Genomic DNA, 14134 nt, shown 5'->3' with positions numbered 1-14134 from the left:
CACAGGTTTTGTGTCGTACACAAATTATGTAATCGACCAAAAACCTGTGGGAGCGTGGCTTGCCCGCGAAGAACTATAACGCGGTCTATCGACCTACCGCGTCAAACCCACCCGCTGCTCTGCATTGCCTTGTACACCGCCACAATCGCCAGGATAAGGAACGCCGCCGCCGCCAGGCGACGGATCAGGGTGAGCGGCAATTTGTCTGCCGCAAAGTTACCCGCCAACACCACCGGCACGTTGGCAATCAACATCCCGGCGGTGGTGCCGATGATCACCAGCCACAGGTCCGGGTATTGCGCGGCAAGCATCACTGTGGCGACCTGGGTTTTGTCGCCCATTTCCGCGAGGAAAAACGCAATCAGCGTGGTCAGGAACGGCCCGAACTTGCGGGCGGTGCTGGCTTCATCTTCGTCCATCTTGTCCGGCACCAGGGTCCACAGTGCGGTCGCGGCGAAGCTCGCCGCCAGGATCCAGTGCAACACCGCATCCGAGAAGAAACTGCCGAACCAGGCACCTACCGCACCGGCCGCCGCATGGTTGGCCAGGGTCGCGGCGACGATGCCGGCGATGATCGGCCAGGGTTTGCGAAAGCGGGCAGCGAGAATGAGCGCGAGCAGTTGCGTCTTGTCGCCGATTTCGGCCAAGGCAACGATTGCGGTGGGAACGAGCAAAGAGTCCAGCATCAGGGATTTTCCTAAGGGGCGGGTCGACACGGCTATGACACGTACAGCCTTCCCGCCCCGGGTAAGGTGTTCGTGTCATAGGTCTTGTCAAACCCTGCGATCCGTCTGATGCGGATGCTTGGGTCGCATACGCCATGGTCTGTTGACCAAGTATGTTGACGTATGCCGGACGAGCATGGCGCTCGTGGGAGACTACTCCCCTAGGACGGAGCGGATTCTGCCTAGGCGAAACCCGTTAGGCAAGCACTTATTTTTCAGCCTCGTTTGGCCCGATAAATTCTGAAACCTTGTCCCTCGGCCTTGATTGCACACACGCCTAAGTGCTCTTCGATCAGCGGTTGATACTTCAGGAAGCTGTTGGCGACCAAACGCAGTTCGCCGCCGTTTTTCAGATGTTTGGCTGCTTTTCGCAGCAAGTTCTCGGTGGCGAAGTAATCGGTATGAACGCCGACATGGAACGGCGGATTGCTCAGAATGGCACTTAAACCCATCGGCGCCGCGTCGATGCCGTCGCCCGTAATCACGTCCGCTTCCAGGCCATTGGCCGCCAGCGTCAAACGACTGCTGGCGGCAGCAAACGCGTCGACGTCGAGCAAGGTGACTTGATTGTGTGGATAACGACGTTTCACCGCAGCGCCCAACACACCCGCGCCGCAACCGAAGTCGAGCAGGTGGCCGCTTGGCAACTTGTCCAGATGCTCCAGCAGCAACGCGCTGCCCCGATCCAGCCGACCGTGGCTGAACACACCCGGCAGGCTGATGACTTTCAACGGACCTTCGGCCAGCGGCAATTCATAAGTCTGGGCCAGGCTTTCCAGCGACTTGGCTGCTGGCGCGTTGGCCACGGTGACCAGCCAGAGCTGGCAATGCCGCGCGCTGTCGAGCTTGCGTGGCTTGCCGAACGGGTTCAATTGCTTGGCCGCGCCTTCGATGCCGCTGCGTTTTTCACCCACCAGGTACAACTCGCGACCGGCCAGGCGCGAAGCGAGGGCGTTGAGGATGTAGTCGGTCAGGTCCTTGGACTTGGGCAAGAACACCACCGCCGTCTCGAACTCGCGCTCGGGTGCGTTCACGCCAAAATGGCTGCGCTCGGCAAAACGCGCGTCCAGCGCCGCTTGATCGCCGGCATGCCAGCACCAGCCGTGGGCGTCGGGCAGACGGCCCAGCAAATCGTCGGCGGGCAAACCGGCCAGCAGCACCGAACCCTGAAATAACTCGGCCTGACGAAGCAGTACTTCACTGCGCGGATCCATAACTGCTCCTGTGAAAAAAAGTGCCGCAGTCTATCAACTGACGACCCGCAGCGCTTTACCGCTGAAAAATCCCTGTGCGTTTTCGGTCAACTGACCGACGATCCGCTGCCGTGCCTCACGACTGCCCCAGGCGTTGTGCGGCGTGACGATCAGTCGCGGAATATCGTGGGCCAGCAAGGGGTTGCCGGCGGTCGGTGGTTCGACGCTCAGCACATCAGTCGCCGCACCGCCCAGATGACCGTTGCGCAGGGCATCGGCCAGCGCCTGTTCATCAATCAAGCCACCACGCGCGGTGTTGACCACGAAAGCGCCGGGTTTCATCGAGGCCAGTTCGCGGGCTCCGATGAAGTGGCGAGTGTGTTCGTTGAGCGGGCAATGCAGGGTGAGGGCATCGATTTGCGGCAGCAGTTCTTCCAGCGGCAAGCGATCCGGCCGGGCAGGGCGCCCCGGAATCTGCCCCAGCAACACGCGCATACCGAACGCTTCGGCCAGCCGCGCAACCGCGCCACCCAGTTCGCCATGGCCGAGCAGGCCGAGGGTTTTGCCTTCCAGTTCGACGATCGGGTAATCCAGCAGGCAGAACTGTTTCGCCTGTTGCCAGCGACCTTCGCCGACGGCCTTCTGATAATCGGCCAGGCGCGTGGCCAGGTTGAGCAGCAACATGATCGTGTGCTGCGCCACCGATGGCGTGCCGTAACCCTGGCAGTTGCAGACGGTGATGCCGTGGGCGCGAGCGGCCGCGAGGTCGACATTGTTGGTGCCGGTGGCGGTGATCAGAATCAGCTTCAGTTCGGGGCTGGCGGCAATGGCGGCGGCATCGATCAGGATCTTGTTGCTGATGGCCACGGTGGCGCCCTTGAGGCGTTCGATCACCTGGTCCGGCGTGGTCTGTGCGAACAGCTGCAAATCGTCAAAGCAGGCGCGCAACGGGCTGAGGTCCAGATCGCCCAGGTCCAGGGACGGGTGGTCGAGGAAAACGGCGCGGCGAGAGTTCGTCATCAACTGTACCTTTTGTGCGGTGAACTGAAGGCGTAATCTGCCGAGCCTACCAGATGAAACAAATGGTTACGCAGTGCCAGGCTGCACGCTGGACCTGTGGGAGCGGGCTTGCTCGCGAAGAGGGCGTGTCAGTCGACATCTTTATTACCTGACAGGCCGCCTTCGCGAGCAAGCCCGCTCCCACAGGGGCGCGTTGGCCTTATGAATTTCAATCAGACCGATCTGCCCCAAAGGAGCCCCCATGTACTGGACAGAGTTCTTGACCGTTGCCCTGATTCACTTGCTCGCCGTTGCCAGCCCCGGCCCGGATTTCGCCGTGGTGGTGCGTGAGAGCGTGACTCACGGTCGCCGCGCCGGGACCTGGACAGCGCTGGGGGTCGGCACAGCGATTTTCCTGCACGTCGGTTATTCGTTGCTCGGTATCGGCCTGATCGTGTCGCAGTCCATCGTGCTGTTCAACGCCTTGAAATGGGCGGCTGCCGCCTATTTGCTGTACATCGGCTACAAAGCCCTGCGCGCGCAGCCGGCCAAAGTAGTCGGTGACGATCTGCACAAAGAGGCCGGCGAGCGCACGCCTCGTGGTGCCTTCACCTCGGGTTTCGTGACTAATGGCCTGAACCCGAAAGCCACGCTGTTCTTCCTGTCGCTGTTCACCGTGGTGATCAACCCCCACACGCCGCTGGCGGTACAGGCTGGCTACGGGCTCTATCTCGCCGCGGCGACGGCCGTGTGGTTCTGCCTGGTGGCGCGGCTGTTCAGCCAGCAACGCGTGCGCGCCGGTTTCGCTCGCATGGGCCATTGGTTCGACCGGACCATGGGTGTGGTGCTGATCGCCATCGGCGTGAAACTCGCCTTCACCGAGATGCATTGATCGCGCAGAACGCTTTCCCGCAGATGCTGGCGCAAAGCTAGCATTTGTACGGCTCTGCAAATCATTCCTTTGGCTGATTTGGCCGGCGTATAAGGGTTCTAGAGTGGTTACCTCTAAAAGCCAACACCGTGCAGTCAGAAAAGGGATTCTTATGTTGCAGACTCGCGTTATCCCCCCAGCCGAAGGCGCTTACCAGTATCCGCTGCTGATCAAACGGCTGCTGATGTCCGGCGCTCGTTACGAGAAAACCCGCGAGATCATTTACCGCGACCAGTTGCGCTACAGCTACCCGACCCTGATCGAGCGGGTCGCGCGGCTGGCCAACGTGCTCACGGAAGCTGGCGTCAAGGCCGGCGATACCGTGGCGGTGATGGACTGGGATAGCCATCGGTATCTGGAATGCATGTTCGCCATCCCGATGATCGGCGCGGTGATTCACACCATCAACGTGCGCCTGTCACCGGAACAGATCCTCTACACCATGAACCACGCCGAGGACCGCTTCGTGCTGGTCAACAGCGAGTTCGTCGGGCTGTACCAGGCGATTGCCGGGCACCTGACCACGGTCGAGAAAACCCTGCTGCTGACCGATCTGCCGGAAAAAACCGCCGACCTGCCGAATCTGGTGGGCGAATACGAGCAGTTACTGGCGGCTGCGAGCACGCAGTACGACTTCCAGGATTTCGACGAGAACTCGGTCGCGACCACGTTCTACACCACGGGCACCACCGGCAACCCTAAAGGCGTGTACTTCACCCATCGGCAACTGGTGCTGCACACCATGGGTGTGTCGACCATCATGGGCGCGATCGACAGCGTGCGCCTGCTGGGCACCAACGACGTGTACATGCCGATTACGCCGATGTTCCACGTGCATGCCTGGGGCTTGCCGTATGTGGCGACCATGCTCGGGCTCAAGCAGGTTTACCCCGGTCGTTACGACCCGGAATACCTGGTGGAGCTGTGGCGCAAGGAGAAGGTCACCTTTTCCCATTGCGTGCCGACCATCCTGCAGATGGTCCTCAATTCCAAGGCGGCTCAAGCCACCGATTTCGGCGGCTGGAAAATCGTCATCGGCGGCAGTGCGCTGAACCGTGCGTTGTATGACGCGGCCAAGGCCAAGGGCATTCAATTGACCGCCGCTTACGGCATGTCGGAAACCGGGCCATTGGTGTCCTGTGCCCACCTCAACGATGAGTTGATGGCCGGCACCGAAGACGAACGCACCACGTATCGCATCAAGGCCGGCGTGCCGGGGCCTTTGGTGGAGGCGGCGATCGTCGACACCGACGGCAACTTCCTGCCTGCCGATGGCGAGACTCAGGGCGAACTGGTGCTGCGTGCGCCGTGGCTTACCGAGGGTTACTTCAACGAGCCGCAGAAGGGCGCCGAGCTCTGGGCCGGGGGCTGGCTGCACACCGGCGACGTGGCGACGCTGGACAGCATGGGCGTGATCGACATCCGCGACCGGATCAAAGACGTGATCAAGACCGGCGGCGAGTGGATCTCCTCACTGGACCTTGAAGACCTGATCAGTCGCCACGTGGCGGTACGCGAAGTAGCAGTGGTGGGCATCGCCGATCCACAGTGGGGCGAGCGCCCGTTTGCGCTGCTGGTGATCCGCGAAGGGCATGAGATAGGGGCTAAGGAGCTCAAAGAACACCTCAAGCCATTCGTGGAACTGGGCCACCTGAGCAAGTGGGCGATCCCGAGCCAGATCGCCCTTGTTACTGAAATTCCCAAGACCAGTGTTGGCAAGCTCGACAAGAAGCGCATCCGCCTCGACATCACTGAATGGCAGGCCAACAACAGCACCTTCCTCTCGACGCTCTAAGCGCCTTCTGGCGTGCCTGAAAAGGCACGCCAGCCCCACCAAGCAAGCGCTTGGCTTGTGAAATCCGAATTTTCAGCCATCCTTGCCGTGCCGACATGTGTCGGACTGGCGAAAGGACTGTTCCAGAGTGGCCGGCAGCTGCAAATCACACTTTAGAGGGATCAAGCTCTACTACCTGCTGGCTATAGTCCGCTCAAGGATTTTTAAGAACGGAGCGCACGCACAAAACGGGGCGATGCAATTTGGAATGACTTCGGGACACCTTTGCTCCCTGTCATCCACAACGTTTTTAGAAGTGCTAACTGCCATAACAATAATGCACATGGAGTAGCGTCGATGACATCAGTAAACACGTTCTGGCGCCGGGCGAAATTGCCCCTGGCGGTCAGTCTCGCCTCTTCGCTCGCCGGGCCTGCATTCGGCGTCAGTTTCAACGTTGGTGAAATCGAAGGTCAGTTCGATTCCTCCCTCTCGATCGGTGCGAGCTGGTCTACCGAGAGTGCCAACAAGAACCTCATCGGCGTGAACAACGGTGGTCGTGGCCTGTCCCAGACCTCCGATGACGGTCACTTGAACTTCGAGAGCGGGAAAACCTTCTCGAAGATCTTCAAGGGCATCCATGACCTTGAATTGAAATATGGCGACACCGGCGTTTTCGTCCGTGGCAAATACTGGTACGACTTTGAACTGAAGGACGAAAGCCGTCCGTTCAAGGACATCAGCGACAGCAACCGCAAGGAAGGCGCCAAGTCCTCTGGCGGTCAGATCCTCGACGCCTTCGTCTACCACAACTACTCCGTTGCCGATCAGCCGGGTTCCGTGCGTCTGGGCAAGCAGGTGGTGAGCTGGGGTGAAAGTACCTTCATCGGCGGCGGCATCAACTCGATCAACCCGATCGACGTGTCCGCGTTCCGTCGTCCGGGTGCCGAGATCAAGGAAGGCCTGATCCCGGTCAACATGTTCTATGTGTCCCAGAGCCTGACCGAAAACCTGTCGGCTGAAGCGTTCTATCAGCTGGAATGGGACCAGACCGTTGTCGATAACTGCGGCACGTTCTTCTCGCAGCCGGACATCGTTGCCGATGGTTGCGACAACAACTTGCGCGTGTTGAACAAGCGCTCGCAGATTCCAGCCGTTGCGTTGGGTCCATTGGCCGCCAACGGCGTCAATGTCAACGAGGAAGGTGTGCTGGTCCAGCGTGGCGGCGATCGTGATGCTCGCGACAGCGGCCAGTGGGGCGCGTCCCTCAAGTACATGTTCGAGCCACTGGACACCGAGTTCGGTGCCTACTTCATGAACTACCACAGCCGTGCGCCGATCTTCAGCGCCACGGGTGCGCCGCAGTCGGTCTATAACACCGCGGCGTCTCTGCCAGGTCCGTTCGCTGCACTCGCGCCGCTGCTGGTGGCAGGTAACTCGAAATACTTCATCGAGTACCCGGAAGACATTCGTCTCTACGGCCTGAGCTTCTCCACCACCCTGCCTACCGGTACGGCGTGGAGCGGTGAACTGAGCTACCGTCCGAACGCGCCGGTGCAACTCAACTCCACTGACATTCTGTTCGCCGGTGTACGTCCTCTGGGCGGCGCACTGGGTAACGCTTCGTTGCTCTCTGCCGGCCCGGGTCAAGACCTGCATGGCTATCGTCGCAAGGAAATCACCCAGTTCCAGACCACCCTGACGCACTTCTTTGACCAAGTCATGGGCGCGAGCCGTTTGACCCTGGTGGGCGAAGTGGGCGTGACTCACGTCGGCGGCCTGGAAAGCACATCCGACGTCCGTTATGGCCGCGATCCGGTCTACGGCCCGGGTGCCTTGCCAGCCACTGGCGCTGTCAACACTTGCGTGGCGCTCAACACCAGCACCATCAACGGCGCCGGCCCGGGCACTGCGACCAACAACCGCAGCCGCAACTGCAACAGCGACGGCTTCACCACGTCGACTTCGTGGGGCTACCGTGGTCGGGCCATCTGGGAATACAACGACGTGTTTGCCGGTGTGAACCTCAAGCCGAACGTGGCCTGGTCCCATGACGTAGACGGTTATTCGCCTGGCCCTGGCGGCAACTTCGAGGAAGGTCGCAAAGCGGTGAGCCTGGGCGTCGACGCCGAGTACCAGAACACCTACACCGCGAGCCTGGCCTACACCAACTTCTTTGATGGCAAGTACACCACCGTCGATGACCGCGACTTCGTTGCGCTCAGCTTCGGCGTGAACTTCTAAGCACTGTTTTTTCAGGACGAACACACATATGAAAATAACAAAGAGTCTGTTCCACGCCGGAGTTCTGGGGCTTTCGCTGCTAGCGACCAGCGTCATGGCAGCCGTGCCTGCCGCCGAAGCGGACAAACTGGGCAAGAGCCTGACGCCGATGGGCGCCGAGATGGCGGGCAACGCCGACGGCTCGATCCCGGCCTGGAAACCGATGGCGAAAAACGCCGGCACTGTCGACGGCAAAGGCTTCTTGTCTGACCCGTTCGCCAGTGAAAAACCGCTGTTCACCATCACGGCGCAGAACGTCGACCAGTACAAAGACAAACTCGCTCCGGGCCAGTACGCGATGTTCAAGCGCTACCCGGAAACCTTCAAGATGCCGGTTTACCCGTCCCATCGCGGCGCGACCGTGCCGGATGCCGTGTTTGCCTCGATCAAGAAAAACGCCACCAGCACCAATCTGGTGTCTGGCGGCAACGGTCTGGAGAACTTCGAAACGGCCGTGCCGTTCCCGATTCCGAAGACCGGCGTCGAAGTCATCTGGAACCACATCACCCGCTATCGCGGTGGCAGCGTGACCCGTCTGGTGACCCAGGCCACGCCGCAGCCGAATGGCTCGTACAGCCTGGTGTACTTCCAGGATCAGTTCGTGTTCCGCGACAAGATGAAGGATTACGATCCGGCGAACCCGGGCAACATCCTGTTCTACTTCAAGCAGAAAGTGACCGCGCCGGCACGTCTGGCCGGTGGTGTGCTGCTGGTGCACGAAACCCTCGACCAGGTTAAAGAGCCGCGTTCGGCGTGGGTCTACAACGCCGGTCAACGTCGTGTGCGTCGTGCGCCGCAAGTGTCCTATGACGGGCCGGGTACTGCGGCTGACGGCCTGCGGACCTCCGACAACCTGGACATGTACAACGGTGCGCCGGATCGTTACGACTGGAAACTCGAAGGCAAGAAAGAGATGTACATCGCCTCCGACAGCTACAAGCTCGACTCGCCACAACTCAAGTACGACGACATCATCAAGGCCGGTCACATCAACCAGGACCTGGCTCGCTACGAGCTGCGTCGCGTCTGGCATGTGGTTGCCACCCTGAAGGAAGGTCAGCGTCACATCTACGCCAAACGTGACTTCTACATCGATGAAGACACCTGGCAAGCCGCGGTGATCGACCACTACGACGGTCGTAATCAGCTGTGGCGTGTGGCGGAAGCTCACTCCCAGAACTACTACAACGTTCAAGTGCCTTGGTACACCCTGGAAACCTTGTACGACCTGCAATCGGGCCGTTACCTGGCACTGGGCATGAAGAACGAAGAGAAGTCGGCGTATGACTTCGGCTTCACCGCGACCACCAGCGATTTCACACCCGCTGCGCTGCGTCAGGACGGGGTTCGTTAACCTGCACTGAACAGAGGCCGCATCCTCGAAAAAACGCCCCGACTGGTTCGGGGCGTTTTTTTTTGAATTTCATAATGATCGTTGTAGCAGCTGTCGAGCTTGCGAGGCTGCGTTCGAGGACGAAGTCCTCGTAAATTCGGTGCACGCGGTTTGTCTGGCAGACCGCGTTGCATGGGTTTACGACTGCTTCGCAGCCGAACGCAGCCTCGCAGGCTCGACAGCTGCTACGAGGGCGGTGTGACTGTCGGGTTTGCTCGACACTTCTGCTTGTATTCTTTTTGTAGCCATTTGTAGCAATAACCTTCATTCCCTCTTCGTTTACCGATAGTCTGCGGACATCTGCAACGCCGCCACCCGCAATTCAAACAAGAGCCGGCCATGACTGATCTGTCCCCACTCCCGGGCCCTGCAAGCGTTGCCGTCGCGGCACTGGACGGGCGCTTTTTTCGGCCCCCGTTGCCTGACGGCCATGTGCTGCGGCCTCGTCTGTGCGAGCGCTTGAGTGCCGGCCTCGGTGGCAGGCTGTTGCTGGTCAGCGCACCTGCCGGGTTCGGCAAGAGTTCATTGGCGGTGGAGTTCTGCCAGGGGCTGCCGGCCCATTGGCAAAGTCTATGGCTGGGTCTGAGTCCTCGGGACAGTGATCCGGGACGTTTCCTAGAACGTTTGCTCGACGGTCTTCAGGACTACTTTCCGAAGCTCGGCAGCCAGGCGCTGGGCCTGCTGAAAATGCGCCAGCGCCATCAACCATTCGCCTTCGAAGAATGGCTCGACGGATTGCTGGATGAGTTGGCCATCCACCTTTCGCCGATGACGCCTTTGCTGCTGGTGCTGGATGACTATCATCTGGCCCAGGGTCCGGTGCTCGATCGCTGCCTACAGTTTTTCCTCAATCATTTACCCGATGGCCTGCTGGTCATGGTGACCAGTCGACAGCGTCCGGACTGGCACCTGGCGCGTTTGCGCCTGTCGCGGCAACTGCTCGAATTGCATGAGCAGGACCTCCGGCTGACCCACGATGAGGCCCTCACACTGCTCGATCGACACAGCAGTTCATTGCGAGGCGAGGCGCTGGAAAACCTGATCCAGCGCAGTGAAGGCTGGGTCGCCGGCTTGCGTTTCTGGTTGCTGGCGGCCTCCGAGGCAGGCACCGACGGTGCGTTGCCGCAGTCGTTGCATGGTGGGGAAGGGCTGATTCGCGACTACCTGCTTGAAGAAGTCATTGATTGTCTGCCCGCCGAAGTGCAGTCATTCCTTTACGACACCGCGCCTCAGGAGCGTTTTTGCAGCGAGCTCTGCGACGCGGTTCGCGAGGCCCATGACAGTGCCGAAATCCTGCGTTTCCTCCAGGCGCACCAAGTGTTCCTGGTACCGCTGGACGAGCACGGCCGCTGGTATCGCTATCACCACCTGTTTTCCGATCTGCTGCGTACCCGGCCCACCACCCAGTCGATCGTGCCGGCCGCCAGCCTGCACCTGCGCGCCTGTCGCTGGTTCAATGCACAAGGTTTGCTCGACGAGGCGGTGGAGCAAGCGTTACGCGCCGGGCACCTGGACGTTGCGGCGAACCTGGTGCAAAACCTCTCTGAAGAACAACTGCTCGCCGAACAGAACGTCGGCATGTTGCTGCGCTGGAAAATGGATTTGCCCGACAGCCTGCTGATCAGCACGCCGCGGCTGATCGTGCTCTACAGCTGGGCGTTGGGGCTGGCCTGTCAGCTGGACGCTGCCGAGGAGCTTGCGGCCCATTTGAGCCGCTTCCTGCCAGCCCCGTCGGCCACCGCGCAGAAGTCCATGCTGGCGCAATGGCTGGCCCTGAGCGGTATCATCGCCCGGGGGCGAGGCCATCGCGCGCTCACGCAACTTTACTGCACCGAAGCGCTGGAGAGCCTGCCGGCCAAGCGCTACGGGCAACGGCTGATGTGCCTTTCGACCTTGTCCAACCTGGCGATCGCCGACGGCGACCTGTGGCGTGCCCGCAGCTTGAACCGCGAATCGCTGGAATTGGCGCAACGGGTTGGCAACCCGCTGTTCGAAGCGCTGGCCCATTACGACCGCGCACGTGTGTTGCAGGCGCGTGGGGAAATCCTGCGTTCACTGCAAGAAGTCCGTCAGGGGCTGCAACGCCTGCAAGGGTTATCCCCGCAACGGCTTTACGCCGTGCGTGCACGGCTGACCTTGTACGAGGGCTTTTTGCTGGCCGTTCGCTTGCAACCACAAGCCGCGCGGGCACGTCTGCAAGCCGGGTTGAGTGAAGCCCGAGCCTGTCGCGATATCAGTGTGTTGATCGGTCACTGCGTGATCGCCCGGCTTGAGGGCAGCAGCGGCGAGTTCGCCAAAGCCTTCGCCGAACTTGCCGAAGCCGAACGCTTGATGCACATCTGGGACGTGCCGCCGATCTATTACTTGGCGATGATCACCTTGGTCAAATGCGAACTCTGGCTGGCCCAGGGGCGTACCGATCTGGCCGAAGCCTGGCTGGCACGACTGGGCCAGACCTACAACGGCGACCATGCGGCCGCGCCGCCGGAATTTCATCCACAGCTGCCACTGCACATCGAATTGCAGCAAGCCTTGCTGGAGGTGATTCAGGGGCAGCCGATGCTGGCCGAGGGGCGTTTGAACGCGCTGCTTGAGCATGGACAGAAATCGGGACGGCAAATGCTCAGCGTGATGGCGCTGACTCAGAAAATCCCCCTGTTGCTGGCGTGCGGCCGTGAACCCGAAGCCCGCAAGGCGCTGGTCCAGGCGCTGGAAGCGGCTGACGGGGGCGTCCTGCAACCGTTCGACGCGTTGCTGACCGAACATCCGGACTGGCTGCGTGGGCAACTGCAGCTCTGTGCCCCGACAGTGGTGTCGCAGAACCTGGCCGAAAAACTTCCGGTCATGGCCCCTCGCGCGGCATTGGAGGCATCCCCCGGGGCGGAACAGCTCAGCGCCCGTGAGCTGGCCGTCCTGCGCCTGATCGCCCAAGGTTGCTCCAACCAGGAAATCAGCGATCAACTGTTCATCTCGCTGCACACGGTCAAGACCCACGCCAGCCACATCAACAGCAAGCTTGGTGTTGAGCGGCGCACGCAGGCGGTGGCGCGGGCGAAAGAGTTGGGCGTGTTGGGGTAGCGCATTTTCAAGATCTACAGGGTCCACAAAAAGACTTGCTACGGTTTTGTGCCAAAATTGCCCATCCCTGTTTTCCGAGCATGCCCAGATGTCCCAGCAGCCCACCCTGATTCGCGAAACCTTCCCCGTCGGCCCTTTGCAGTGCAACTGCACCATCATCGGCGACCCGATCACCAAAAAAGCCATCGTGGTCGACCCGGGCGGCAATCATGAGTTGATCCTGGCGCGCCTCGATGCCCTGGGCTTGAAGGTGGTGAGCATCATCCACACCCATGCGCACCTGGATCACTTTCTGGCCTCCGGACAACTCAAGGAGAAAACCGGCGCAACCCTGCACCTGCATAAAGAAGATCAGTTCCTTTGGGACAATCTGGAGATGCAGTGCCAGATGTTCGGTGTGCCTTACACGCCGGTGCCGTCGCCCGATCTCTGGTTGGCCGACGATGAAGAGCTGGCCTGCGGGTGCGGCGTGGCGTTGCACACGCCGGGTCATACGCCGGGCTCCATGAGTTTTTGGTTTTCCGAGGCCAAGCTGCTGATTGCCGGTGACACGTTGTTTCGTCGCGGGGTAGGGCGCACGGATTTGTGGGGCGGCGATCAGGCGACCATCGTGCGGTCAATCAAGCAGCGGCTGTATACGCTCGACGAAGAGGCGACGGTGGTGACCGGCCATGGTCCGGACACGCGCCTGGGCGATGAAATGCGCGAGAACCCGTTTGTGCGGGCTTGAATGTAACCGATGGAATTTTCGCCGGGCAAAATGATCCAACACCCGCAAAGGTCCATTGCCTTTGTCCGTTGCACCCCAGAATGCAAAAAGTAGGAGCTCTTCATGTTCACCAAGCAGCGTTTGATTATTGTCGCTACGGCTGTGGCCTTGCTGTCTGGCTGCGCCTCGCCTAACCCTTATGACAATCAGGGCCAGGCTGACAGTGGCTCCACGGGCATGAGCAAAACCGCTAAATACGGTGGCCTCGGCGCTCTGGCTGGCGCCTTGGCTGGTGCCGCCATCGGTCACGATAACCGTGGCAAGGGCGCGCTGATCGGCGCCGCCGTCGTGGGTGCTTCCGCTGCGGGTTACGGCTACTACGCCGACCAGCAAGAGAAGAAGCTGCGGGCCAGCATGGCCAACACCGGTGTCGAGGTGCAGCGTCAGGGTGACCAGATCAAGTTGATCATGCCGGGCAACATCACGTTCGCTACCGATTCGGCGAATATCGCTTCCAGCTTCTATCAGCCGCTGAACAGTCTGGCTGGCTCGCTCAAAGAGTTCAGCCAGAACCAGATCGAAATCGTCGGTTATACCGACAGCACCGGCAGTCGCCAGCACAACATGGACCTGTCCCAGCGTCGTGCGCAGAGCGTGGCGACTTACCTGACCTCACAAGGCGTGAGCGGTGCGAACCTGTCGGCTCGCGGTGCCGGGCCGGATAACCCGATTGCCAGCAACGGCGATGTCAATGGCCGGGCGCAGAACCGCCGTGTCGAGGTCAACCTGAAGGCGATTCCGGGTCAGCAGTATGGTGGTCAGCAGCAGCCGGGTACGGTTCAGCAGTATCCGTAATTGTCTGATTGAACCCCAGGCGTAAAAAAGCCCGCCCGATTCTCAGCAGATCGGGCGGTTTTTTTTTGTCGCCAGTTCCGGCCCCTTCGCGAGCAAGCCCGCTCCCACAGTGTTCTGTGTCGATCACAACAATGTGGCAAAGCACAAATCCCCTGTGGGAGCGGGCTTGCTCGCGAAGGGGACAGAACAGGCGA

Annotated in this window: 10 protein-coding genes and 1 riboswitch; of the genes, 7 read left to right on the top strand and 3 right to left on the bottom strand. The window is 60.6% G+C overall.

The features are described 5' to 3' along the window. Positions 1 to 101: 101 nt before the first annotated feature. The 3 genes from ACA053_RS24220 to ACA053_RS24210 all read right to left on the bottom strand — a co-directional run bounded on the left by ACA053_RS24220 (position 102) and on the right by ACA053_RS24210 (position 2938). On the bottom strand, positions 102 to 686 hold the full coding sequence (locus tag ACA053_RS24220) for a TMEM165/GDT1 family protein (RefSeq protein WP_497393881.1): 585 nt from the start codon (positions 684 to 686) through the stop codon (positions 102 to 104). 89 nt (positions 687 to 775) lie between these two features. Further along, positions 776 to 900, bottom strand: a riboswitch (yybP-ykoY riboswitch). Between the two features lie 40 nt (positions 901 to 940). Next, a complete protein-coding gene (locus ACA053_RS24215; RefSeq protein WP_109634748.1) occupies positions 941 to 1939 on the bottom strand; it encodes a methyltransferase in 999 nt (332 codons plus the stop codon). A gap of 33 nt (positions 1940 to 1972) precedes the next feature. Beyond that, a complete protein-coding gene (locus ACA053_RS24210) occupies positions 1973 to 2938 on the bottom strand; it encodes a 2-hydroxyacid dehydrogenase (RefSeq protein ID WP_497313639.1) in 966 nt (321 codons plus the stop codon). A gap of 241 nt (positions 2939 to 3179) precedes the next feature. Between ACA053_RS24210 and ACA053_RS24205 the strand changes: the two genes are divergently transcribed. From ACA053_RS24205 to ACA053_RS24175, 7 genes are all read left to right on the top strand, one after another. Beyond that, positions 3180 to 3809, top strand: a complete 630-nt coding sequence (locus ACA053_RS24205) for a LysE family translocator (RefSeq protein ID WP_109634745.1) — start codon at positions 3180 to 3182, stop codon at positions 3807 to 3809. Between the two features lie 151 nt (positions 3810 to 3960). Next, positions 3961 to 5643: a fatty acid--CoA ligase gene (locus ACA053_RS24200; RefSeq protein WP_497393879.1), complete on the top strand. Its 1683-nt coding sequence runs from the start codon at positions 3961 to 3963 to the stop codon at positions 5641 to 5643. Between the two features lie 336 nt (positions 5644 to 5979). After that, on the top strand, positions 5980 to 7866 hold the full coding sequence (locus tag ACA053_RS24195) for a DUF1302 domain-containing protein (protein ID WP_497313635.1): 1887 nt from the start codon (positions 5980 to 5982) through the stop codon (positions 7864 to 7866). A 28-nt stretch (positions 7867 to 7894) separates the two neighbouring features. Next, positions 7895 to 9259, top strand: a complete 1365-nt coding sequence (locus tag ACA053_RS24190; protein WP_109634739.1) for a DUF1329 domain-containing protein — start codon at positions 7895 to 7897, stop codon at positions 9257 to 9259. A gap of 378 nt (positions 9260 to 9637) precedes the next feature. Beyond that, complete coding sequence (locus ACA053_RS24185; RefSeq protein WP_497393878.1) at positions 9638 to 12376, top strand: winged helix-turn-helix domain-containing protein; 2739 nt, start codon at positions 9638 to 9640, stop codon at positions 12374 to 12376. A gap of 88 nt (positions 12377 to 12464) precedes the next feature. Then, positions 12465 to 13106: an MBL fold metallo-hydrolase gene (locus ACA053_RS24180; protein ID WP_497393877.1), complete on the top strand. Its 642-nt coding sequence runs from the start codon at positions 12465 to 12467 to the stop codon at positions 13104 to 13106. Between the two features lie 102 nt (positions 13107 to 13208). After that, complete coding sequence (locus ACA053_RS24175; RefSeq protein ID WP_424479897.1) at positions 13209 to 13940, top strand: YiaD family glycine zipper/OmpA-like lipoprotein; 732 nt, start codon at positions 13209 to 13211, stop codon at positions 13938 to 13940. Positions 13941 to 14134: the final 194 nt, after the last annotated feature.

It is taken from the genome of Pseudomonas sp. LBUM1672 (assembly GCF_059695655.1).
This window is presented reverse-complemented; position numbering and strand designations above follow the sequence as displayed.

Bases quoted from the DNA above. Each gene is read 5' to 3' on its own strand.
- ACA053_RS24175 (WP_424479897.1), top strand. From the start codon at position 13,209: ATGTTCACCAAGCAGCGTTTGATTATTGTCGCTACGGCTGTGGCCTTG.
- ACA053_RS24215 (WP_109634748.1), bottom strand. From the start codon at position 1,939: ATGGATCCGCGCAGTGAAGTACTGCTTCGTCAGGCCGAGTTATTTCAG.
- ACA053_RS24210 (WP_497313639.1), bottom strand. From the start codon at position 2,938: ATGACGAACTCTCGCCGCGCCGTTTTCCTCGACCACCCGTCCCTGGAC.
- ACA053_RS24220 (WP_497393881.1), bottom strand. From the start codon at position 686: ATGCTGGACTCTTTGCTCGTTCCCACCGCAATCGTTGCCTTGGCCGAA.
- ACA053_RS24185 (WP_497393878.1), top strand. From the start codon at position 9,638: ATGACTGATCTGTCCCCACTCCCGGGCCCTGCAAGCGTTGCCGTCGCG.
- ACA053_RS24195 (WP_497313635.1), top strand. From the start codon at position 5,980: ATGACATCAGTAAACACGTTCTGGCGCCGGGCGAAATTGCCCCTGGCG.
- ACA053_RS24180 (WP_497393877.1), top strand. From the start codon at position 12,465: ATGTCCCAGCAGCCCACCCTGATTCGCGAAACCTTCCCCGTCGGCCCT.
- ACA053_RS24200 (WP_497393879.1), top strand. From the start codon at position 3,961: ATGTTGCAGACTCGCGTTATCCCCCCAGCCGAAGGCGCTTACCAGTAT.
- ACA053_RS24190 (WP_109634739.1), top strand. From the start codon at position 7,895: ATGAAAATAACAAAGAGTCTGTTCCACGCCGGAGTTCTGGGGCTTTCG.
- ACA053_RS24205 (WP_109634745.1), top strand. From the start codon at position 3,180: ATGTACTGGACAGAGTTCTTGACCGTTGCCCTGATTCACTTGCTCGCC.